Here is a 23,474-nt window from a genome sequence, read left to right on the forward strand (position 1 = left end):
CGGAAAATTTAGATCTCTTATTTAATATAATTAATATTATGTTGATGGTTTGATTTTTATCCTCGTTTATCTATTAAGTTACGCCTCTTACATCCTTGATGTCAGTTCGTTGGCGTACAGACTTTCCTTTCATTCACTTTAACTTTTGGTTAATTATTTTTTATTTCTATTTCTATTTAAATTTTCTATTTCTAATTCGTTATTGACACAAAAGTGAGTTGATATTTGGGTTGTTATAAAGCAAGGGCAGCTTTAGATAATTTAAATTAATATCCTTCATTTCAGTTAATAGAATCGTTCCTTTAATTATATTTTTTCCGTCTTTAGCCTATAAGGTTTAACGATGACCATCTCTATTTCCGCCTCCACAAAACAGCTGAGCGCTTGTTTTATCGTTTGGTTTTATTAGTTAAGTTTTATTGGTTAAATTTTATTGATGATGCCTGATTAATTTTCCTTTATTTAAGTTAGTTAAATTTTTAGTTTTTTACTGGAAGATAATTATTGATAATTATTGATAATTTTGTGTGTGCCAGCGCACCGACGATGAGCTCATTTGGCGATACCGTTTAATCTTCTGATTGGTTCTACTTACTGAGTTTTATGCCTTGCATACTTTATAGACAATGCCGTGAGAGAAACTGATTATTTTTCAAGAAGATGAGTTAACTGTCTTCCTAATCCTATTATCAAAAGGTGTTTACTATGTTACTAGAAGGTAAAGTTGCGTTGGTCACCGGTGCTGCTCAAGGAATTGGACGAGCTATTGCAACGCGTTTAGCAAAAGATGGAGCAGATGTTGGTATCGTCGATTTAAACGAAGATAAAATGTTGGTGGTTGCCCATGAATTAGAAGCATTAGGGCGTAAAACAGCTATTTTTAAAGCTGATGTAAGTGATAGAAAACAAGTTTATTCTGCTATTGACCATGTAGAAAAAACGCTAGGTAGATTCGATATCATGGTTAATAACGCTGGTATTGCACAAGTTCAAGCCCTTTCTGACGTCACCCAAGATGAATTAGATAACATTCAAAAAATTAATGTAGGTGGTACGCTTTGGGGGATTCAGGCCGCTGCAAAAAAATTCATTGATAACAAACAAAAAGGCAAGATAATCAACGCTTCTTCTATTGCTGGTCATAATGGGTTTGCTTTATTGGGCGTGTATTCTGCGACTAAATTTGCTGTGCGTGCTTTAACTCAATCAGCGGCGCAGGAATATGCCAGCGCAGGCATTACCGTAAATGCTTACTGCCCAGGTGTTGTTGGAACCGATATGTGGATCGACATTGATAAACGTTTCTCAGAAATTACTGGCGCGGCTGAAGGTGCTACCTATAAAAAATATGTCGATGGTATTGCGCTTGGTCGTGCACAAACACCAGAGGATGTTGCCAACTTTGTTTCTTACTTAGCGGGTTCTGATTCTGATTATATGACAGGTCAAGCACCGCTCATCGATGGTGGTATTGTGTACCGTTAACGAGCTAGTTTGTAAGGCTTTCTCATCTTACTTTCTTGGGCTTAGTAATCAATTAAGCCTAAGCACTGCAACTTTGTACTGTAATCGAACAAAAAATTAATTATGCATAAGATTATCAACCTTCGTTCTGCTATTTAGCCAGTCTGAAAGCACTTTAGAGTTCGTTGTTATTGTATTGAAAAATTAATGTGTTTTAACATATTTTTCGCTTAGATCTTAGCTTGGTATAGCTTGTGAAGACTTGGTATGACTAATGAAATAATGACTCGCTTAGAGTTTGATTACAGGAACACCCAATTTTAAAAATTTATTCTATGAAAGGACACTTGTCATGCAAAATAACCATGACCAATCTACAGCTTCTGATACGAAAAATACATCAGATAACAAACGTGATCCAAATAACGATTTAAAATCTATGCCTCTAGGGGACCTAAAGGAAAAATTAACATCGTCACCAGATGGCCTTCATCAGTCAGAAGCAGAAAAAAGGTTAGCGGAATACGGGCCAAATGAGCTAGAAGAAAAAAAGACCAATGCTTTTCTTAAATTCCTTTCGTATTTCTGGGGACCAATCCCATGGATGATAGAAGTTGCTGTGATCCTATCCGCTGTTGCTCAGCATTGGCCCGACTTTTTTATTATTCTCGTTCTACTGTTAGCTAATTCCGTCGTTGGGTTCTGGGAAGAGCATCAAGCCGGTAATGCCATTGCTGCACTAAAAGATAAACTGGCTACTAATGCGCATGTGAAACGTGATGGTAAGTGGACTGTGTCGGCTGCGCGCGAGTTGGTACCAGGCGACATCATTCGTCTTCGGTTTGGCGATATTGTGCCAGCAGATGCTCGGTTGCTTGATGAATCATCGGTGGAGGTTGATCAATCGGCTTTGACAGGTGAGTCACTTCCCGTATCACGTAAACAGGGCGATCCGATATTTTCAGGTTCAATCATAAGGCAAGGTAATACTGATGCATTAGTCTACGGTACCGGCGCAAACACCTTCTTTGGAAAAACAGCTGAACTGATGAAAGAAGAGAAAACCACAAGTCATTTTCAGCGTGCTGTACTGAAGATTGGTAACTATCTGATTATTCTGGCTATCGTGCTGGTGGCTGTCATTATTGTCGTTTCTATTTTCCGTGGTGACCCCATCCTAACTACGTTGCAGTTTGCCTTAGTATTAACCGTGGCAGCGATTCCCGTTGCTATGCCGACGGTATTGTCTGTAACCATGGCTGTTGGAGCAAGATTACTCGCTAAAAAAGAGGCTATTGTAACGCGGTTGGCGGCTATTGAAGAGCTTGCGGGTGTTGATATTCTATGTTCCGACAAAACCGGGACACTGACACAAAACAATCTCACGCTTGGGGAACCGTTCTGCATAAATGAGGTATCGGCTGATCAGTTGATTCTTTGTGCTGCGCTTGCCTCACGTGCTGAAGATGAAGACACTATCGATAAAGCCGTACTTGACGGTCTTGGAAAAGACCAAAAAATGGCTGATTGGGAAGTACTTCATTTTCAGCCGTTTGACCCCATAAATAAACGTACTGAAGCTACCGTAAAGAATAGCGATGGAAAGGAATTGAAGACAACTAAGGGCGCTCCACAGGTGATTTTAAAGTTGTCAGCTAATGCAAAGGAAATCGAAGCAGAAGTTGATAAAGCTATTAATGAATTTGCATCTCGTGGTTTTCGGTCGCTAGGTGTTGCACGGACCAATGCAAATGATGCTTGGGAGTTTATCGGTGTTCTGCCTATGTTTGATCCACCTAGAGAAGAAGCTAAATCGACCATTGCCACTGCCAAAGAAATGGGTGTTCAGGTTAAAATGCTGACGGGTGATCAAGTTGCAATCGCCAAAGAAACGGCTGAAAAATTAGGAATGGGAAGTAATATTCTCGATGCTAGTGGTTTTACTGATTCAAAACATCAAGAGTCAGATGCATTTGCAGAAACCATCGAAAATGCAGATGGGTTTGCGCAAGTATTCCCCGAACATAAGTACCACATTGTGGATGTCTTACAGCAACGAGGACATATTGTTGGAATGACTGGCGATGGTGTAAATGATGCGCCAGCATTGAAAAAATCTGATTGTGGTATTGCCGTATCTGATTCAACTGATGCAGCTCGCGCAGCGGCATCCATCGTACTTATGACACCTGGGCTTTCAGTGATTGTCGATGCCATTAAAGAGAGTCGTAAGATATTTCAACGGATGAACAGTTACGCTATTTATAGAATAGCAGAGACACTGCGTGTGCTGTTGTTCATGACACTGGCGATTCTCGTTTTTGATTTTTATCCATTAACCGCTGTCATGATTGTGATGTTAGCGCTACTCAACGATGGTGCGATCCTATCTATTGCTTACGATAATGTACGCTATCAAAACAAGCCCGAGATCTGGAATATGCGTTTGGTTATTGGTGTCGCAACGGTGCTTGGGGTGCTCGGTCCAATTGCTGCTTTTGGACTCTTTTATCTTGGCGACAGTATCTTTCAACTTGATCACCCACACCTACAGACGCTGATGTACTTAATGTTATCTGTTGCAGGACATCTGACTATCTTTTTGACTAGGACGCGAGGACCGTTCTGGTCGATTCGTCCCGCAAACATTCTTTTATACGCAGTGATTGGCACACAAATTTTAGCGACATTGATTGCTGTGTTCGGGGTGTTCATGACGCCACTTGGTTGGGGTTGGGCGTTATTTGTTTGGGGCTATGCACTAGTTTGGTTCCTTGTGACTGACCGTGTGAAACTTTTGGCTTATCACATATTAGATCCAGTAACTGAATCTGATAAATAACGTTAGTTTGTTCTGTTCCATTAATTTCGATATACAGGCGCATCTATTTAGATGCGCCTGTATAGGTGGAAATAGTAATTAAAATATAATTAATTTTATCAATAGGTTACTTAAAGTAATTACAAAATAAAAAGTGTTATGACAGATGTTTTGGTTTTCATTAATTGATCGTTTTAGTTGGCGAACAATGAGGATTCCAGAAACAACAATAATCTTGCTGCAAGCAAAAAGTTTGGCGGAGTTTTGACGATGAATTGATCAAAATTGATCATGTTTCACAATAGAACTAATAACATAGTTAGATCTCTATTATTTATCTTAGATCATGATGGCTATGCTCCAAGTAAGTTTAAATATCTAATATTAGAGATCTTATAATCCATTACGTTTCAACATTCTAATTACATAATGAGGAGCAACAATATGAAGGGTTTTTTTAGTAAGTTATCTCAAGCATTAATGTTGCCGATAGCTTTATTACCTGCTGCGGGTATTATGCTGGGCATTGGTGGTAGTTTCACTAATGAAACGATGATCAACGCATACCAAATTGACATACTGCAAAATGGTACCTGGTTAAATAGTTTCTTGCAGATTATGACTGCAGCTGGTGGTATCGTTTTTGCCAATCTGCCCGTTATGTTTGCTTTGGCTATTGCCGTTGGCTTTGCTAAATCCGAGAAAGGAGCAGCAGCGATTGCGGCATTAATCTCATTTTTAGTCATGAATGTTGCTATTGCTAAAACATTGGTTGTGGGTGGTTTAGTTAAAGGAGGTGCCGTTGTTCTTTTTGGTAATGCATATGACGGTCTTTTAACCAGTACACTCGGTATTGATGGCACACTTAGTATGGGGGTCTTCGGTGGTATTATTGCCGGTGCGCTGACTGTTGTACTACATAATAAATATCATGATGTCGTATTACCAGATTACCTTGGCTTCTTTGGTGGTGCTCGTTTTGTACCTATCGTAAGTGCATTCTCAGCACTATTTTATGGTATTGTTTTAACGTTTATCTGGCCATTTATTGGTGCGGTATTCGGGTGGATTGGCGTTACCCTTGGTGATATGACTGCATCTGGAAATGGCTATATTGCTTCTTTCATTTTCGGGGTTATTGAACGTTCATTGATTCCGGCCGGACTTCACCACGTTTTCTATTTACCACTATGGCAGACCGACATTGGTGGTACTGCTGAAATTGCAGGGAAAATGGTTCAAGGTACACAGAATATCTTCTTTGCATCACTAGGCAGTGGTGACTTCTCTCAATTCACTTCTACCAACTTTATGTCTGGTAAATTTCCATTTATGATGTTTGGTCTACCTGCAGCAGCTTATGCAATGTATACCTTAGCTGATGATGAAAATAAAAAAGCAGCTGGAGGAATACTCTTTTCAATCGCATTAACCGCATTTTTAACGGGTATTACAGAACCTATTGAATTTACATTCTTGTTCTTAGCACCAGTTCTTTATTATGCTATTCATGTGCCGCTTGCCGGTCTTAGTTTTATGCTAATGGATATTTTGAACGTTAAAGTTGGGATGACTTTCAGTGGTGGTTTTATCGATTTCAGTCTATTTGGCATCCTGCCTGGGGTGACAGGTGCTGATAATAACTGGTTCTATATCCCGATTGTTGGTGTTTTTTATGCATTTATTTACTTCTTTGCTTTCCGTTGGTTTATCGTTAAATTCGATATTAGAACCCCTGGTCGCAAAGGTAGTGACGTTGCTGTTATCTCTAAAAAAGATTTTAATGATTCAAAATCAAAATCTGGCGGAAGTGACACCGCAATGGCTGATGCTATGATTAACGCTCTGGGTGGTAAAGATAATGTGATCGATGTCGATGCTTGTATTACACGCCTGCGTATTACTGTGAAAGATGGTTCACTTGTAAAAGATAATCACTATTGGACAACCAAACTTGGCGCGAAAGGCTTAGTTAAAGTAGGTGATACAGGTATTCAAGTAGTCTATGGTGCACAAGCAGCTGGATATAAATCACAAATTAACGCTCGTTTAGGAAAGCAATGAATATTGGTTTCAAATACCGCAGGGTAGGCTCATTTATGATTGATTTAGCGATCGTCAGAATGTTTGCTCAAGTTGGCATCGATATTTATTTAGGTGTTGTCGCTTATTTGAGTAAAGGGGCTGGATTGTCTCTTTCCCCTGAAAGCTGGACGGTATTACCAATATTATTGCTATTGTCTGTAGTTTCGTTATTGGTGTTTATTGGCATTTATGTTGGTTATCATTGGGTCTGTTATAAACTATTGGGGAATTCATTATCAAGGTATTTTCTCCATTTGAAAGTGGTTTCTACCGATAGCAGGGAGATGACTAGTCGTCGTTATTTGAAAAGAGAACTTGAAAAAATCGTCTTGTGCATTGCGACTGTTGGAGTCTATATGTTTTACAGCGGTGCACAGTTCGTCGCATTTGGGTATCTTCCTTATCATGATAAACGTAATAAGACTAAAGTTGTTGGTACCTAATCCGCTCGGTTAATATTCTGCTAACAAATAAAACTCTCTATTTTTTGTAATACCGTTCACTTAGGTGATCGGTATTGCTTTTTAACTAAATACTGATTTCAATCATTAATCATTAATCATTAATCATTAATCATTAATCATTAATCATTAATCATTAATCATCAATCAGGTTTTAGATTGAGATCATAAGTGTATACTCATTTCTGGATAAGCAAAGCGATACAACACCGCTATTTCTGAGGATTTCTGCGTTAAATTATCTCTCAATAACCCGTTATTGCTTCAATAATTCCCCTTGAACTACACAAAACTAACGGCACTGTATAGTAAAAAGTATAACCTTATTACTTTAAAGGTAATTCCGCTTTCATTAACCAGATTGAGGTTATTTAATTATTGATAAGAGGCGAAGTAGGGCCTTTATCGTTATTATTTGAACGTTAAATTAGTTTGACCATATCGACATGGCTTCAATTATAAATAACAAAAATAGTAACGACGAGTACCATTATGCAAAGCTATTTGAAAATGCAGTATTAACTGTCACTGTTGATGATGGAAAGAGTTTGCTTACCGCGTTTAATATTTTGCATAAGATTTAAGAAGTGAAGTGCTTATTGACGAGGGCTTATACTTTGTTGAGAATATCCCCTCTACGCAAATAGAGAGGATTTTAAATAACAGCAATGATTAGGGAAGCATTTAATTACTTGTTGCCTCGACAGCTCATTACTTTTTTAAATCAATCTGACTGCTATTTCTCTATTTATCAATTTATCTATTTACCTACTAACTTTTTCAATAAACTGCTAATAATCGACATAAAACTGACTGTTTCAGCATCTGCTGAACTAGCAGCGCTTTCTGCTTTAATTACTTCTTTGTTCTCTGGAATTGCACGGATCATATCTGTTAAGCTTTCTTGTTCGAAAATGAATCCGTCACTTTCGCCTTCCTGTGATTCATATTTATCGATTAACAAATCAAGTAGATTAATGATAGTACTGGGTTTATTGTGTGAGCCTATATTATCAAAGACCGCGCCATCACCTAATTCGACGATTCTACGGCGAGGACGGAATTGGCTTTTACGTTCACTTAATTCTTTCCATGTTAGTTTATTAACCGTGGTTTCAATTTTATGATCGTTTTTCCAATAAAGCGCATCACGACCGATGATTAAACCTCTGTGGAATTGGGTAAAAGAAGTTCGCATTGCCGCTAATACATATTCATCATCGGGTATGTCTAGCACAGCACGTGCATAATGCTCGATTTCACGCGGTACAAGAGGGTTCATGTTAAAGTTATTTTCCCCATGGTAATACGTTAGGATCTTAATTACCTCATCCAGCATATTCATTTGTAACTCCTTGATAAAATTAAGGTGCTTATCTTACATAGATTTATTTATTATAAATAGGCTTAAAGCACTATGCTCGTCTCGTTTTGAGCTTTTGCATAAGGGTTTATGTGTCTCTAAATCAAAGTTTAGTTTGATTTGGTACCAATCAACACATACACATATTAAACAGACTAAATAAATATGACTTATTTAAAGCAGTTATGTTGATTACGACAGCCTCCTATTTTTGTTCGCTATCATAGTATAGAATTCACTTTGTAATTTTTATTTATTCATACCAATCGCATTCATTAACTGATCTATTTTACAGGTTAAAATAAGTTATTTCTTCTGCTTAACATTCAGGTCACTTATTAAATGTAATTGGTATAAGTATTTAAAAACCATCAATTCAATATTCGAGACTACTTCTTACCTCTTTCTAAAATGATATAAAAAATGACTCAAACAATTATAGCAACGCATAACGGTAATTTTCATGCTGATGATGTATTTAGCATCGCGGCACTTAAAAACATATTTCCTTCTATTAAACTAATACGTACGCGTGATTTAGAGGTTATCAATAAAGCGGATCTTGTAATCGATGTTGGCGGAATATATGACGCTGATGCAGGACGTTTTGATCATCATCAACGTGGCGGAGCGGGTCAGCGTGAAAATGGTATTCCGTATTCATCATTCGGCCTTATTTGGCAGAAATATGGTGTCGAGATCTGTGAAGGAAACGAAGAGGTCGCTAAATCTATTGATTCAGGTTTAGTGTCTACGATCGATGCGATTGACTGTGGACATGTAGAAGGTGTTGCTCAAGGTATCAGTCTTAGCCAAACTATTTCAATGTTTAATCCTACATGGCAAGAAGATAGTCATTTCGATACTTGCTTTGATGAAGCGGTTGAATTTGCATCGCGTGTATTAGCTCGATTCATCGCTTCTGCAAGTGGTGGTATAAGTGCGAAAACAATTGTAGCAGCTGCTATTGATAATGCGGAAGATCAAAGAGTTATTGTGCTAGAAAAATATATTCCTTGGAAAAGAACAGTACACGCATTATCTAAAGAAGCGCTGTATATGGTTTATCCTTCATCAACAGGACAATGGAGAATTCAAACTGTCCCTGTTGAGCCAGGGTCATTTGAAGATAGAAAGTCATTACCCGCTCCTTGGGCTGGACTCTCTGATCAAGCGCTTAAAGATGTGACTGGCATTGATGATGCAATGTTTTGTCATAACGGCTTATTTATTGCTGGTTGTGAGTCTTTTGAAAGCACTATGAAAATGGCTAAAATGGCATTAGAAGCATAATTTTTTAATGTGAGAGGTGGATTTTTTCACCTCTTACTGATTTTTTAAAGCTAAATCAATAACTGCTGCTCCAACTTTACTGCTTATCATGTCTGTTAATACGTTATCTTTAATTTTATGTAATGCTTTTAACGCTCACTCTATTATCGTATTTCTCTTTTTGTCACGATTTTTGTAATTAAAAAATATTTGCAAATGATAATCAATTGCATTAATGTTTTGTTAATAATTCATTGAACTGGATAAAACATGAAACATTATCGGAAAAAAAAGCATAGGGCGGTTAAGTTTGTTTGAACAATTGTCTTTAAATTTACCTCATGAAATATGCAAAGAATTTCGCTCTGCATTAACATTAGGCTACTGGAAGAATGGCTTACAGTTAAGTGACAAACAACGAAAGATTTGTGAGCAAGCCTTGTTTTACAGTGAAAATAATAAATCATCTATTATGCACTAATCGTTAAGTTACTTATTTTAATGCATCAATAGATAGCTATTTATCATAAAGGAGTTTGTTAGATGGACGCACTTCATAGAAAGATTCGATACGCAGAAGAAGCAGATAACCCATTACTATTCTCACATTTTCTCAGCACTCATTTTAATGTTGAACTGGACAATACCGGTACGCATGAGCAGTGTATAGTCACTAAAACTGAACAAAGATCCTGTTTATTAGCACAATTTGAATTGCTATTGGTGACATTATCAGATCAAAGTATTCCCATGCATTGGCGTCTTCAATGCTTAGATCATATTAATAAACCTTTATTTACATTGCAGCGATTAGTGGATGATGAAAACAGTGCAGAACAAGTTAGAGATTTGTTTACTGAACTTAAAATGATTAATCAATCTTTATTACATCGTCTATAAACTTTTAAGTTTAAAATAACCATTTATAATTCAGTTTGTGTTTAATGAATTATTTTGAATTTAATGAAGCATTTTTAGTCTTATTGAAGCTATTAACGTAATGAAAGAAATAAACGATATTATCGAAACATCGCCATAAGAGACCATTAAAATGAAAAATACACGTATTGAACATGATAGTATGGGCGAGCTAGAAGTCGCATCTGAAGCGCTTTACGGCGCTCAAACACAACGTGCAATCAACAACTTTCCAATCAGTGGTAATCAATTACCCAAATCATTTATAAAATCCTTATTATTAATTAAAGCGACTGCAGCAAAAACCAATGTCACATTAGGGCAAATACCGCCAAAAATGGGGGATGCCATTGAACAAGCGGTAAAACAGTTACTAAATGATCCTCAATTAATGTCACATTTTCCCGTTGATATCTATCAAACTGGTTCAGGCACAAGCACTAACATGAACGCAAATGAAGTGTTAGCAACTATTGCTAGTGTCATCTATGGAGAAAAAGTAGGGGCTAATGACCATATTAATTGCAGTCAAAGCAGTAATGATGTGATACCGACTACTATCCATGTGAGTGCCTCATTAGCATTACATGAACATTTAATCCCTTCATTGCAGCGGTTAGCTACTACTACTCGCATCAAAGCAAAGAGTGTTCATCATCATATTAAAACTGGGCGAACTCATTTGATGGATGCTATGCCAATTCGCTTAAGTCAAAGCCTCAATGCTTGGGCTTCACAAATAGAACTTAATATAGCGCATTTGGAAGGATTACAAACGAGCATTCAAAGTTTAGCTCAAGGTGGAACAGCGGTGGGAACTGGGATTAATGCTGATCCACAATTTGCGACACTTTTTAATCAAAATTTATCAACCATGACTGGTATTCATTTTACGCCTGCAGATAACTTTTTTACTCATATCGGTACTCAAGATATTGCCGTTTCGTTGTCAGGGCAATTAAAAGCAACGGCTGTTTCCATCATTAAAATATCGAATGATTTACGTTGGATGAATTCTGGGCCATTAGCAGGTTTGGGCGAAATAGAGTTAGAAGCCCTTCAACCTGGATCTTCAATTATGCCTGGTAAAGTTAACCCTGTAATAGCAGAAGCTGCAGCAATGGTCGGAGCACAGGTGATAGGCAACGATGCTGCAATTACAGTTGCGGGTCAGTCAGGTAACTTTGAATTAAATGTTATGTTGCCATTAGTGGCTAATAATTTATTGTCTAGTATTGAATTATTGGCCAACGTAAGTGTTTTATTAGCAGACAAAGCGATTAAAACGTTTACTGTTAATGAACAAAAATTAAAAGAAACATTAACCAGAAATCCTATTTTAGTGACCGCTCTAAATCCTGTTATTGGTTATGAAAAGGCAGCAAAAATTGCAAAAATTGCTTATGCAGAAGGGCGTCCAATCATAGACGTTGCTGATGAACACACTGACTTGTCAAAAGAAGAGTTGATGGTGTTATTGGATCCGACTAAATTAACTGAAGGCGGGATAAGTGAGTAATAAATCTTAGATCTTTAATAAGCAGCTTTTAAACGGTTTTATATTGTTTGAAAGTCGCTTATTCTTCATTTTCTACTTACCAAGACAGGAGTCAGCGAACCAATAGCGAGTCGATGTATTCATTCTAGTTTTTATTATTAAAAATACTACTTGTCGTTATATGACCAGAGCTAAAATACCTATAAACGATTAAAATACCATTCTCTTTCTAAATTATTTTTTATCTCTAAAACCTTATGCATTGAATTTTATGCAAGATATCGGATGTCGTTATAGTTCACGACGGGCTGGGCTACTAATACCAAAAGAATTAATAAGGTGATCATTCTTGCTGGTGAAAATCCCCCCTAACAGCGTTGTGAGTTTTGAAGTGAGAACAACTATCTCCTACAACTCACGCCTTATTAGTGTTAATTTTTCCTGCGCAATCTCTGATCACTTATTTAATTCCATTGGTATTACTAAACAATTAATATGAACCTATCTGCTACTTGTTCGTCCAAGTCAGGTACATAATACCAATCACAATAAATAGCTTATCTATTTTACTTGTTAAAACAGCCCATCTACTCATTGTAATTCATCGAAAGGCTCAATTTACGCTTTGAGTTGAACTCTTTTCCCAGCGTAAAATTTAAATAACATATTTAATGTGAGTGATTGGTATAACTTCATTATTTGATAAAACAGGAGGGAGGAGTCATACAGGCTGATAACAAGTTATTTTTAAAATAAAAATATTTATGAAAAACAAATGAGTAAGAAGATAAAAACTACTTAAGAACTCATTAAATGCTTTTCACGTGTATTAACGGCAACTTACATTTTATGTTTTACTAGAGGATACAATGAACAATACGATTGCTACATTTATGAGAAATTTTTTCTCAAAAGTACTTACTATTATCTTTTTTGGGCTAGCTGCAGCGATTATTTTCTCTTTATTCCAACATCTTATAGATGGCATTATTAACCAAGTTGACCTTACTGAGCTTTTATTAAAGGGGATTAATACCGCTATTATTGCATTGGCCGTTTTTGAATTAGCGTTAATTATTCATAAAGAATATTCAGAACCTGAAGACGAGAATAAAAAAGATGCGATAGAAACGTTGCGTGGAACATTACCTCGTTTTATTGGTACTGTGTGCGTCGCTTTAGCACTAGAAGGGTTGATCATGGTGATTAAATATAGCCAGTTAGATTTAGCTGGCAATCTTTATTATCCCGTGGCCATTATAATGAGTACTGCATTCCTGTTAACGTCATTAGGTGTTTTCTTATTCTTAACTGAAAAACGTAAATAGCTTTTGCTATAAACCCTGGCATTAAAAGAACATTAATTGATTCATAAGTATCGATGAATAAATATTGGCGAGTATGTATTGATGGGTATGTATTGATTCATAAGTAATGAATGAACAAATAAATAAAAGTACTCAATGTCAAAGCTTTGTTTATATTATCGACCTAGAAATTAAGCTTAAGTCGATAATTAACAAAGCTTTTTTATGATTTATGTTTAGCTAAATAGCCGTTCATTTTTAATTGGCTACGTTAGTCATTCAATACCTATCTATTAGCCTTATTATTACTTCAACTCTCATTAGAGTTACATAAGTTTAAAGCATTATTTTTTAATATTAAGATTTAAATCGATTAACTAAATTGTCTAAACTTGAAGCCATTGATTTTAACAAATCAGTCGAAGATTCAATACTTTTCGAGGCTTCTGCGCTCTCTTCAGTTCGATCGCTGATATTAACAACATGTACATTAATCTCATTGATAACCGCAGATTGCTCTTCTGTCGCCGTTGCAATTTGAGTGTTCAAATCAGAGATATGTTGAACATTTTGTACGATATCATTTAAAGCTACATTTGTTTTCTTTGCGGCATCAAGTCCAAGAATTGCTTGTTTACGACTCTTATGTACTGAATCGACTGCCATTTTAGAACCATCTTGTAGTTCTGTTATCATTTTATGAATTTCATCAGTTGAATCATGCGTCTTCTTAGCAAGGTTTCTCACTTCATCGGCAACAACAGCAAAACCTCTACCGTATTCCCCTGCGCGAGCGGCCTCAATGGCGGCATTTAGCGCGAGTAGATTTGTTTGATCTGAAATACCACGTATAACATCAAGCACACTACTAATTGAGTCACTTCGTTTTGCTAATATTTCAATATTAGATGAAACATCTTCCATATCATCTGCCATATGACTAATAGTTTGGGTTGATTCATTAACTACTATTTGAGCCTGTGATGTCATGTTTGTTGCTTCATTCGTTGTCTGTGCTGCAACAGCTGCATTGTTAGCAATTTCAGCAATCGTACAACCCATTTCATGAATAGCAACAGAAACTTGGTGTGCTTCATCACGCTGTTTATCAAGTGAAAGCTTTGATATGTTTGCATCTTGATAAACGCTTTCAGAAGCATCTTTGATATTTGAAGACGTTGATTTAACATCTTCAACTACAGTGCGAATGTTGCCTACAAAAGCGTTAAAACCTTTAGCTAATTCTGAAATCTCATAAGCACCATTCTCATCAACTTTACTCGTAAGATCACCTTCTCCTTCACCTAATACACGAAAGTTATCAGCCATTTTTTTAATGGGTAATACGAGTTGATTTGCAAGAATGATACTAAGGCCAACAAATATGAAAATAATGACGATAAATATAATGATTATATTGTTACGTGATTCATTAAGTTGCGCATATAACTCTGCTTTAGGAACTTCAGCAATGATATACCAACCCAAGCTTTCAATATAACTAGTCGATATTACAAAGTCTCCTACTTGTTGGAAGGCAAAAGGTTTTTTTGTAAACAATATTTGTTTATCTAGATCAGGATAAATATCACTAACATTTTTAGTTTCTGCAAAGTCACGGTTTTTATGTACTTTAACTAAACCATCTTGATTAGCTAAGTAAACAAATCCTGTTTTTTCTATTTTAAATTGACGTAATAATTCAGATATATCAGAAAATGTTCTTGATACGCCTGAAGACCCGCGTCCATTAACTTGCTGATAATTTACAAATACGTTAATGGTGCCATCACTTTCAGTATAAGTGCTTGCTGATACTGATAAACCACTATTTTTAAATTTGTAATACCATCCATCATGGTCATTATCTTTTAATTCACGAAGAAACCCATCTTGATTCCAATATTTAGCTGAATCTCTTTCTATATACGAAGCATTGCTCAAGGAATTGTTGTTAGCAATGCCTTGTAAATATTCAGTAAGTAAACGATCTGCTTCTATAGAATTATTATTATCAATTAATCTATAAATGAAAGGGTTGTTTGCAATCGCTTTTGTAATTGCTTTCATTTCAGAAATTTCGCCGTCAACTGTCTGTGATACCCGTTGAACTAAATTGGGTAATTCAGAATTTTCTAGTCTACTTAATAATAACTCTCGAGATTTCATTTGCGAAACAAAGGCAATAATCCCTGTAGAGACAAACACAGTCAGTAGAATACTAAGAATTAATCGATTTTTTATAGATAAAGAACGCATAAAAGCCTTAATAAGTGGTCATAGTTGAGCAATCTTGGAATTAGCTGTTAGTTGAGCAAAAACTGTCACTTTTACAAAACTAGCCATTAGGGGGTAGTGTAGCACTTGGTAAGTGCTTAACAATTAAATTTTTTATTAATTTCACCTATTTTAAACTCAAAAAACTGTAGTTTTAGGTCTAAATTTTATATTTTTTTAGTTTTTTATAAAAAATATTTCAAGATAAACCTTAAGATTATTTGTTCATTAACTTTATTTTCGGATTCATTGTCGACGTTAACGTCATTTATATTTGTTTAGATGTGAATTTAACTATTTGTATTAATTAGGATCGTTTTTAATTTAATAATTAATTGTACAAATTAAAATTACTAGACTACCTTTTTAGAGGTAGTTAATTAGCTGCCAATAAATTTAAATATAAAAAATAAATCATTTAAATATTTGCATGTTATAGCTTGAAAAAGGCAAAATAAGGGAAACCTTATGACGCAAAACCACCGGCCTATCGACTTTTTAATGTCTATGGTAGCGGAGTTACCGAGGCGATGATCGTTATCTTCCTCCACTTTAAAATATAAGCCATACCGCATTAACAAATGATAATCCTGTGGAGAGGAAAGTGAATAAAACATACTTTAATATAAAAAATGCTATTGTAGCTACATCATTGTCATTCTTAATGAATGCCCCAATTTTGGCAGAAACATTACAAGTAAGCTGGTCTGATAGTTCTTCAAATGAGGACGGTTTCATTGTAGAAAAACGTCTTTTAGCGAATGGCGAATTTGAAAGTATTTCAACACTGGCAGCAAATGTTAGTTCTTATACTGACTCAGATGTAATTCTCGATGAAACTTACTGTTATCGTATCATTGCTTATAATCAAGCTGGTGAAAGTCCATCGGAAGAATCTTGTTTAGCGGTGATAGATGAAAGTGAAACAGACATCATTACACCTAAAATACCAAGTAAATCAACTGATCCAATATATTCTTATACTGATATATCAATCACCCATCAATTTATCAGTAAACCAACAACTATCGAGCTTGATGATAAAAAATTCTATTCATTTAAAAATGATGAAACTTATAATGAATTCTACAGTGATAGTAGCATCTACAATACTGAGTTTTATGTCGATAATGGGCAAGCTAAAGAGTATTCACGCGACTATTTTGTATTTCAAAAAAATGGGAATGATTTAGTCAATGGCTATACCTATATGGGGTTTAATAGTAATAACAAACTGTCATTTGATATGAAATCTAATGGAGGGAAACAAGTTGCAACCCTCTATATGCAAGCTGGTGTTTGGACTAACGAAACTTCATCTATTGTTGTAACAGTAGGGGATACTGAGCAGTATATTACCTTACCAAAAGGTTACTCATGGCAGTATATTAGTGTTGACATTACTTTTGATGGAACCGTGCCGATAACAATAACAACTGATAAAGACCAAGGTGGATATAGTGGTTTAATGTTTGCAGGTATTGTCATTAATGATCCAGTATTCATTGAAGAAGTTGATATTGAAGAACCGATTCAATATGCATCTTTGTTGTCTGTAGACACAGGTGTTGACACCACTATTGATGTCTCAAGCGTTGAGTTTACAACATATGCTATGCAAAAAGGTAATGATGAATTTTCAGATGCAAGTGTAGAAAGCATTTCATATTTTGGTACTAACAGAACGTCATCTAATACTTATAAATTTATTATACAAAACGATGTGACCCATTCAGGTTATAAGTTAATGAGTTGGAATGAAGAAAATGGTGTCACGATTAAGTTAGAAAGTGGTGAATCGCAAATCAATATTGTATCGTTATATTTTTCTGCCGGTGCTTGGTCTAGAGAAACTGCTCTGATAGAAGTTATCATTAACGATCAAAGTGAGTTTATAGAATTAAGTTCAGGTTATTCATGGAAAAAAATGAAAGTGGATATTGAATTTGAAGGTGAGTTAAATCTGAGTATTCGTCCATCCGGTATATTAGGTGGTTACAGTGCATTTAAATTTGCTGGATTAACACTATATTAAGATAACCAATTTTAATATAAAGAATATTAAAAACCGAATCTATGTGATTCGGTTTTTTTATGTGTTTAATTTTACTTTTAAAATTGACGTAGAGAGAGAGTTTAATAGGCTCTACCTTTCACTTATATGATAAATGTCAAATTTATATCTTTAACTAAATTAATTCTATTGCTAATATACCATTGGTTTTATTGTTGTTTACATAAATTCTGTGATAGAAGTGTTCAATAAGTTTGACTTTATTTTTATTGGTTGAATTTACTTCATATAAGGTTAAATATGGATATTATCATTATTCTTTTTTTATTTGCTATGCTCTTTTTTTTTACGGCGATACCAATAAAAATTGGTGCACATATTTTAAAAATTGAAGGTGCTACGATAGGCGTTTGCTTTATCGCAGTGGTTCTTTCAATTATAGCCAGTATCTTAGTGGCACTTTTTATTGGTGAAGGTATCTTCCCAAGTGTTATTGCTTTTATTATTACAGGTATTTTCTTTTCTTGGTTATTCAAAACAAATACGGTTACCGGCTTTGTACTTGCAGGGATCAGTATTGGAGTTCAACTTCTGTTTACTTTTATTATCGCAGGTTTAGGTTTTGCTCTTTCTTAAGTTGTTAAATACAAATTAGTTTATTTAAGTAATGATTCTAGGTACCCGTTACCATTCAAGCTGTAAAATTTAGCAAACAGTTATTAGCAAACAGTTATTAGCAAACAGTTATTAGCAAACAGTTATTAGCAAACAGTTATTAGCAAAGAGTGAAGAGGAGAGATTCTAAGCATAAAGAGGAAGATCTAACGGATAAATCGACACTTTCTAACAACTAAGATGTTTACTTCACTTCTTTCCTTCTAGATTGCTAGCTTGAAAAGCAATTATTTGTTGAAGCCTTTGGTAAGGACTAGTTATTGCCATCAGGTTGCACCTTAATTTGACTCGCTAACTATTGAACAAATCACCTTGAACGGTAATACCAAAAGAATTAATAAGGTGATCATTCTTACTGGTTAAAATCCCCCTAACTGCGTTGTGAGTTTTGAAGTGAGAACAACTATCTCCTACAACTCACGCCTTATTAGTGTTAATTTTTCCTGCGCAATCTCTGATCACTTATTTAATTCCATTAGTATAACGGACATATGTGTAAGGAAATTAACTTAATTTTTTATTCTAAATTTTCTGTTCTTTCTCTTATTTCTACAAGTAATTCTACTCTTTTGGGCCTGGGTACTTCACTTTCTGAGCTTATAAAACTAAATAAAAACTACAAGAATACTATGTGAGTACCATATGAATACCATATGAATACCATATGAATGGTAGCTGCTTAGAATATTTTGTGTATTATTCTTAAATATTAAATAATTAGGAATATTGATCATGACTAAACAAGCTTCTGGATTTCTAGATTTAGCCTTTACTCCAAAAATCGTTAAACCAGCCTTGAAAGTTGCATTGTTCGTAGGAACTTTACTTGCTTTAATAAATCATGGCAGTGCTATTTCACGAATGGATTTAGATCTTAATCGCTTTGTTCAAATTATACTGACTTACTGTGTTCCTTATGGGGTATCAACTTATTCTGCTGTTAAAGCACTGCAGAATCGTGAGAAATAGAATAAAATATATTGGCAAAACTCCTTATTTAAAAGCTATTTAATCAACCTGCTTTTTAAAAAATATACTTTTATTCTGTCATATTATTGAGCTCTATTTATGAAGCTTATTTACCTGCAATCTCAACTGATCTATCTGATGATGAGGTTTTGAAATAGGACTAAATACACTTGGATTGATGGTTAACGGTGTTGCTGTCTTTAACTGGGTGACGCCATGAGTTTAGGTACTGACCAATGGTATACTTTAGCACCTATAGCAGAGCAATATGATGTCGACATGTGTGGAGGGCACGCAGAAAATGGGACATACCATCATCACTTCTATACTAGCTGTTATTAGATGATACGGGAGAGGAGCATTCATCTATTTATGGTTTTGCTGCTGATGTGGATGCATTATATGGTTCATATGAAAGTAATGGTGAATTACCGATTAGTGGTTGGAAAATACGTGACCTTGGCGCTTCAGAATCTGAAGGTGGTTGTAATACTGACGCAGGGCCACCACAATAGTAGTGATAGTGATTTGTTCCGTATTAAGATTTGATCATTAATCATGTCTTAATTAACAAAGGTACTGTAGTCAGCACCTTTGTTAGTTTTGAATAAGATAAACGATATATTGATAAAAATGAAAATAATTAATATTCGTTTTTAATAACGTCTAACGATAAAAAGCTTCAACAGTCCCTTTTTTCGTCACTAGTAGTGGGTTTCCACGACGGTCTAGTGCTTTATGTGCAGCGACTTTTACCCAACCTTCACTAATACAATATTCTTCAACATCAAAACGTTCTTTTCCATTAAAACGAATACCAACCTCATATTCAAAAATTTCAGCGATATGGTGAGGGCTGCGTGGGTTGCCAGAAAAGCGATCAGGTAGAGCTGGTTTTGATTTAGTATCGTTCATATTTATGCCTGTAGTAAATAAAAGTGCGTCATTGTAAGCAATATAATAAAAACGCTCAAGAAATGTATTTATAAATTTAACCTTATTTTAACCTTTGTTTATTTATAGTAAAAGCAGAAATAGGAGGCCTTAAAAACTTCATAACAGGATGAAAATTAATATTGTTTTATCTCAGCTATTTTTGCTCAATATCCAGATAAATAAGATATTTTATTAGTTAGTATTTTCATTACCAATAGCAATTTATTATCCCAATTAAAAATAAAATCAAATGATATTTATAAATAGAAAACCTTGTATTTTATTATTCGTCTTTATTGGTATAGCAGATCCTTTGAGTGATGCAGTTGCTGATGTAGATATTCAATGAATAAGTAAAGATACTTTAATTAAATCACCGTCCTGTTTTATAAACTTCGCGTACTGCAAACTAAATGCTATTAAGCGATATTCATTAAACTATAAATGAGTCTTTATTTAATATAATCGGTATTAAAAATCAGATAACTAATACATTAACACCTTTCTTAATAATTAAATTAACTGTCGTTATTAATATCTTGTTTTTGTGTTTCTATGGTTTAATGTTTATTTTTATTTTATGTTGTTGATATGGGAATATATTTAACGTAATCTTGTAGTTAGGTGTTGAATATCGAATTTTAATCCCCTTGCTCGTCTTCTATACGACCTACTAAACATTAAACATTGAAAAATTAACTATTAGCTCAATAAAACGAGTCTATTTATTTGGTTTTATACTGAGAGTAATAATGAAAAATTTGTGTGTTTGCCTTGCATTATTGGTCTCAACCACCGTGTTGGCAGGTCAAGAAACCTCAATTGTTAATATCGCAAAAGAAAATAATTTCAATACTTGTCTTCCACAACTTAAAATTGCTTCAGATTTTATAATTGGTAATAAAAAACATACAACTCATGCTTATTGGAACACAGATAAAGCAGATCAACGTATGTACTCAAGTTTGACATCAAAAGGCTATAGTGACGGCGATTCCCATGTCACAATCGCTGCGGCACAGACTATATCAGGTAAATGTGATGTATTTTATGTAGAAACATATGCTCTACCTAAAGCCTGCTTGGTCGCTCGTGAAGATACCTTTCAAGGATTTAAGTACAAAGGTACGATGAACGATAAAACGTTATTACTTGAAAATGAATCTGGTGCGGTAAATATTTATCTTACTCCTCAAGGTGATTCAATTTGTCTTGTGTCCAAACGAGAGGCTTTATATCAATAAATATCTTCCTATATACCTTTTAAAGTATTTATTCGGGTTAAATTTTACATTAAGAAGAATTGTTACCTGCTTCAAACACGATACTCATTGATGATCTTGATACTACTTCTTCGAAATTCACTAATTCACTAATTCACTAATTTACTAATTCAATATTTTATTAATTTACTTAGTAGTGAAAGTCACCTTTGGTCAAAGTAATAATTGAAAACAAAACAACTCCCTCCATTGAAGCAACGCTTTTGTGTTAATAAAAAACAATAAAATTAGCTAGTTATAAACTTTAAATGAGCAAGATAAAGTGAATAACAACATATTTTGTTAGCAAGCAGGATGAAATAATTATTAATTTAACCACAGTGACTAAAGTCACACTTTAGAGGTAGATTGATGATTAGACTGAATATACTAGCATCATAGAAACATACCGTTTTTCTCGCTTAATCAGCATGTTAAGTTCCAAATTATCATTTAACAATAACTTTAATTTAATTTGGATAATTACTTTTTTGCTCGCTGAAGCGACAATATTACATCAATATATGGAAATATTATGAAAGAAGTTCAGTTTAGAAATGTCGATAAATTATTTATTAAAATGTCTCTTAACGATAAGTTTTGGGTTATTTTTGGCTTATTTTTCATCGTATTAAGTAGTGTATCTATCAATAGTTATCAGAAAACATTAACGCAAATAGAAAGGCAATCTATGACAACTGTTGAACAACGGTTAACGGGAATGGTACAGGCATTAGAAGCAACCAAGCAACTCGACAAATTAACGTCATTAGGCGTTCAACTAACATCAGCTTCTAAAGAGTCATATCGTCAAGGAGAGCAAGTCACTGCAGTTACTAAAATTACATCTCAACAATTTGCATCACTCACGGAATCTGTTTCTTCTTTAGAACAAGAAATGAAGCAACAAGCCTTATATTCATTAGCTTTATCATTTTTGTGGGTTTTACCATTAGGGCTCATTCTTTATTGGACTGCAACATTCCTCAGTGGTGCATTATGGGTTCTGTGGGATACGACGTTAAAGATTATAAAAGGCGATTTAACTTCTCGTTTAGGCTTCATAGAAGGGCGCGATGAATTCGGTACTATTGGTGCTTCACTTGATAAGGCAATGGATACGTTATCTGAGCTCGTTGATACGGTAAAAGAAAATACATCAATGTTACATAATACTTCGTCTGAAATTGCACAACATAGCAAACAAAGTGAACAACAAATTAATCAGCAATATACTTCATTAGATTCAGTAGCAACAGCAATGGAAGAAATGACTGCTTCTTCACAAGAAGTGACTAGTATTTCACAAAGTGCTTCAAAACACGTTGAACAAAATTCTGACCATATCAAACAGAGCGATAACCGAGTTCGACTTGTTATTAGTGAGATACAACAATTATCGAATTACATTGAAGAAACGTCTTATTCAGTGGCTACATTAAAAGCAAATGCGACAAAAATAGATGAAGTGATTACAACGATTAACTCAATTTCTGATCAAACTAACTTGTTAGCGCTTAATGCTGCTATAGAAGCCGCTCGAGCGGGCGAAATGGGTCGAGGATTTGCTGTCGTTGCCGATGAGGTTAGAACGCTAGCAAGTCGCACACAAGATGCGACAGTTGAGATTCAGGCGATGATCAGTGACCTACAGTCTGAAACGAATAACATATCAAACATTACTAATAATACAGTCGAACAGGCACAAACCAGTACTGCTTTGATCAAAGAGATAGGCACTGATATCAACGCCATCGCAGAGTCTTCGCAAGCTGTAATCGAAATGACATTTCATATTGTGACATCGTCAGAAGAACAAAGCTCCGTAGCTAATAATATTTCATCCGAACTCAGTGGAATTCGAGATCAATCGAACTCTATTCGTGATTTTGCACATCAGTCTTCATTAGGCACTAACAATTTATCAAATGGCACTGAGAATTTAGGACGAATATTAGCCCATTACCGTACTTCATAATTATATAAAAAGACTATAAATAAAAATAGTTGAAGACGGTAGTGAGTATGCACTGTTAATGCAGTGCATACTTTATTCTTCAATTCTCTTACAAATTTAGAACGCTTATTTAATGTAATGGGTATAACTTTAAAGCATCAAATAATGTGATGATACAACCCACTAGTGTATTAT

19 protein-coding genes and 1 riboswitch are annotated in these 23,474 nt (G+C 34.9%); of the genes, 16 read left to right on the forward strand and 3 right to left on the reverse strand.

The genetic code is table 11. The features are described 5' to 3' along the window. Nucleotides 1–705: 705 nt before the first annotated feature. From GQR59_RS07975 to GQR59_RS07990, 4 genes are all read left to right on the forward strand, one after another. Entirely contained in the window at nucleotides 706–1,485 is a 780-nt protein-coding gene (locus GQR59_RS07975) for an acetoin reductase (RefSeq protein ID WP_160061447.1), read from the forward strand. Between the two features lie 331 nt (nucleotides 1,486–1,816). Further along, nucleotides 1,817–4,306 (forward strand): plasma-membrane proton-efflux P-type ATPase, encoded by a 2,490-nt coding sequence (locus tag GQR59_RS07980; protein ID WP_160061448.1) that lies wholly within the window; start codon nucleotides 1,817–1,819, stop codon nucleotides 4,304–4,306. Nucleotides 4,307–4,729: 423 nt separating this feature from the next. Beyond that, complete coding sequence (locus tag GQR59_RS07985; protein WP_160061449.1) at nucleotides 4,730–6,349, forward strand: PTS transporter subunit EIIC; 1,620 nt, start codon at nucleotides 4,730–4,732, stop codon at nucleotides 6,347–6,349. Then, nucleotides 6,346–6,813 carry an RDD family protein gene (locus GQR59_RS07990; protein ID WP_160061450.1) on the forward strand — a complete coding sequence of 156 codons (468 nt, stop codon included), beginning with the start codon at nucleotides 6,346–6,348 and terminating at the stop codon, nucleotides 6,811–6,813. The genes GQR59_RS07985 and GQR59_RS07990 overlap by 4 nt, the downstream gene beginning before the upstream one ends. Before the next feature lie 778 nt (nucleotides 6,814–7,591). On the opposite strand, the gene GQR59_RS07995 is transcribed toward GQR59_RS07990, so the two are convergent. Beyond that, a complete protein-coding gene (locus tag GQR59_RS07995; RefSeq protein WP_160061451.1) occupies nucleotides 7,592–8,176 on the reverse strand; it encodes a hypothetical protein in 585 nt (194 codons plus the stop codon). 441 nt (nucleotides 8,177–8,617) lie between these two features. Between GQR59_RS07995 and GQR59_RS08000 the strand changes: the two genes are divergently transcribed. The 5 genes from GQR59_RS08000 to GQR59_RS08020 all read left to right on the forward strand — a co-directional run bounded on the left by GQR59_RS08000 (nucleotide 8,618) and on the right by GQR59_RS08020 (nucleotide 13,210). Next, complete coding sequence (locus tag GQR59_RS08000) at nucleotides 8,618–9,487, forward strand: MYG1 family protein (RefSeq protein ID WP_160061452.1); 870 nt, start codon at nucleotides 8,618–8,620, stop codon at nucleotides 9,485–9,487. Nucleotides 9,488–9,776: 289 nt separating this feature from the next. Next, on the forward strand, nucleotides 9,777–9,947 hold the full coding sequence (locus GQR59_RS08005) for a DUF1315 family protein (RefSeq protein WP_160061453.1): 171 nt from the start codon (nucleotides 9,777–9,779) through the stop codon (nucleotides 9,945–9,947). Nucleotides 9,948–10,009: 62 nt separating this feature from the next. Then, on the forward strand, nucleotides 10,010–10,366 hold the full coding sequence (locus tag GQR59_RS08010; RefSeq protein WP_160061454.1) for a hypothetical protein: 357 nt from the start codon (nucleotides 10,010–10,012) through the stop codon (nucleotides 10,364–10,366). Between the two features lie 151 nt (nucleotides 10,367–10,517). Then, nucleotides 10,518–11,903, forward strand: coding sequence for a class II fumarate hydratase (locus GQR59_RS08015; RefSeq protein ID WP_160061455.1), 1,386 nt, complete (start codon nucleotides 10,518–10,520; stop codon nucleotides 11,901–11,903). 848 nt (nucleotides 11,904–12,751) lie between these two features. Further along, complete coding sequence (locus GQR59_RS08020; RefSeq protein ID WP_160061456.1) at nucleotides 12,752–13,210, forward strand: hypothetical protein; 459 nt, start codon at nucleotides 12,752–12,754, stop codon at nucleotides 13,208–13,210. 336 nt (nucleotides 13,211–13,546) lie between these two features. Here the strand turns inward: GQR59_RS08020 and GQR59_RS08025 are convergent, their stop codons facing one another. After that, nucleotides 13,547–15,448: a methyl-accepting chemotaxis protein gene (locus tag GQR59_RS08025; protein WP_160061457.1), complete on the reverse strand. Its 1,902-nt coding sequence runs from the start codon at nucleotides 15,446–15,448 to the stop codon at nucleotides 13,547–13,549. A 456-nt stretch (nucleotides 15,449–15,904) separates the two neighbouring features. After that, nucleotides 15,905–15,993, forward strand: a riboswitch (cyclic di-GMP riboswitch). Nucleotides 15,994–16,070: 77 nt separating this feature from the next. On the opposite strand from GQR59_RS08025, the gene GQR59_RS08030 reads away from it, so the two are divergent. The 5 genes from GQR59_RS08030 (at nucleotide 16,071) to GQR59_RS18840 (ending at nucleotide 19,639) form a co-directional block, all read left to right on the forward strand. Continuing rightward, complete coding sequence (locus GQR59_RS08030) at nucleotides 16,071–17,501, forward strand: fibronectin type III domain-containing protein (protein ID WP_160061458.1); 1,431 nt, start codon at nucleotides 16,071–16,073, stop codon at nucleotides 17,499–17,501. Nucleotides 17,502–17,780: 279 nt separating this feature from the next. Then, entirely contained in the window at nucleotides 17,781–18,116 is a 336-nt protein-coding gene (locus GQR59_RS08035) for a hypothetical protein (RefSeq protein WP_160061459.1), read from the forward strand. Nucleotides 18,117–18,887: 771 nt separating this feature from the next. Continuing rightward, the gene (gene nrtS / locus GQR59_RS08040) at nucleotides 18,888–19,124 is read left to right on the forward strand and encodes a nitrate/nitrite transporter NrtS (protein ID WP_160061460.1); all 237 of its coding nucleotides are present in this window, start codon (nucleotides 18,888–18,890) and stop codon (nucleotides 19,122–19,124) included. Nucleotides 19,125–19,340: 216 nt separating this feature from the next. After that, complete coding sequence (locus GQR59_RS18835) at nucleotides 19,341–19,466, forward strand: hypothetical protein (protein WP_268892977.1); 126 nt, start codon at nucleotides 19,341–19,343, stop codon at nucleotides 19,464–19,466. Between the two features lie 47 nt (nucleotides 19,467–19,513). Beyond that, nucleotides 19,514–19,639 (forward strand): hypothetical protein, encoded by a 126-nt coding sequence (locus GQR59_RS18840; RefSeq protein WP_268892978.1) that lies wholly within the window; start codon nucleotides 19,514–19,516, stop codon nucleotides 19,637–19,639. Between the two features lie 151 nt (nucleotides 19,640–19,790). Here the strand turns inward: GQR59_RS18840 and GQR59_RS08045 are convergent, their stop codons facing one another. Then, nucleotides 19,791–20,039: a DUF3297 family protein gene (locus tag GQR59_RS08045; RefSeq protein WP_160061461.1), complete on the reverse strand. Its 249-nt coding sequence runs from the start codon at nucleotides 20,037–20,039 to the stop codon at nucleotides 19,791–19,793. A gap of 773 nt (nucleotides 20,040–20,812) precedes the next feature. On the opposite strand from GQR59_RS08045, the gene GQR59_RS08050 reads away from it, so the two are divergent. Then, nucleotides 20,813–21,304: a hypothetical protein gene (locus tag GQR59_RS08050; protein WP_160061462.1), complete on the forward strand. Its 492-nt coding sequence runs from the start codon at nucleotides 20,813–20,815 to the stop codon at nucleotides 21,302–21,304. 553 nt (nucleotides 21,305–21,857) lie between these two features. Then, entirely contained in the window at nucleotides 21,858–23,300 is a 1,443-nt protein-coding gene (locus GQR59_RS08055) for a methyl-accepting chemotaxis protein (protein ID WP_160061463.1), read from the forward strand. Nucleotides 23,301–23,474 lie beyond the last annotated feature (174 nt).

The sequence above is a fragment of the Psychromonas sp. L1A2 genome (genome assembly GCF_009828855.1).
In the GTDB taxonomy this organism is placed as follows: domain Bacteria; phylum Pseudomonadota; class Gammaproteobacteria; order Enterobacterales; family Psychromonadaceae; genus Psychromonas.

Bases quoted from the DNA above. Each gene is read 5' to 3' on its own strand.
- GQR59_RS08015 (WP_160061455.1), top strand. From the start codon at position 10,518: ATGAAAAATACACGTATTGAACATGATAGTATGGGCGAGCTAGAAGTC.
- GQR59_RS07975 (WP_160061447.1), top strand. From the start codon at position 706: ATGTTACTAGAAGGTAAAGTTGCGTTGGTCACCGGTGCTGCTCAAGGA.
- GQR59_RS08025 (WP_160061457.1), bottom strand. From the start codon at position 15,448: ATGCGTTCTTTATCTATAAAAAATCGATTAATTCTTAGTATTCTACTG.
- GQR59_RS07980 (WP_160061448.1), top strand. From the start codon at position 1,817: ATGCAAAATAACCATGACCAATCTACAGCTTCTGATACGAAAAATACA.
- GQR59_RS08035 (WP_160061459.1), top strand. From the start codon at position 17,781: ATGGATATTATCATTATTCTTTTTTTATTTGCTATGCTCTTTTTTTTT.
- GQR59_RS08055 (WP_160061463.1), top strand. From the start codon at position 21,858: ATGAAAGAAGTTCAGTTTAGAAATGTCGATAAATTATTTATTAAAATG.
- GQR59_RS07995 (WP_160061451.1), bottom strand. From the start codon at position 8,176: ATGAATATGCTGGATGAGGTAATTAAGATCCTAACGTATTACCATGGG.
- GQR59_RS08020 (WP_160061456.1), top strand. From the start codon at position 12,752: ATGAACAATACGATTGCTACATTTATGAGAAATTTTTTCTCAAAAGTA.
- GQR59_RS08045 (WP_160061461.1), bottom strand. From the start codon at position 20,039: ATGAACGATACTAAATCAAAACCAGCTCTACCTGATCGCTTTTCTGGC.
- GQR59_RS08010 (WP_160061454.1), top strand. From the start codon at position 10,010: ATGGACGCACTTCATAGAAAGATTCGATACGCAGAAGAAGCAGATAAC.
- GQR59_RS18835 (WP_268892977.1), top strand. From the start codon at position 19,341: ATGAGTTTAGGTACTGACCAATGGTATACTTTAGCACCTATAGCAGAG.
- GQR59_RS07985 (WP_160061449.1), top strand. From the start codon at position 4,730: ATGAAGGGTTTTTTTAGTAAGTTATCTCAAGCATTAATGTTGCCGATA.
- GQR59_RS07990 (WP_160061450.1), top strand. From the start codon at position 6,346: ATGAATATTGGTTTCAAATACCGCAGGGTAGGCTCATTTATGATTGAT.
- GQR59_RS08000 (WP_160061452.1), top strand. From the start codon at position 8,618: ATGACTCAAACAATTATAGCAACGCATAACGGTAATTTTCATGCTGAT.
- nrtS (WP_160061460.1), top strand. From the start codon at position 18,888: ATGACTAAACAAGCTTCTGGATTTCTAGATTTAGCCTTTACTCCAAAA.
- GQR59_RS08050 (WP_160061462.1), top strand. From the start codon at position 20,813: ATGAAAAATTTGTGTGTTTGCCTTGCATTATTGGTCTCAACCACCGTG.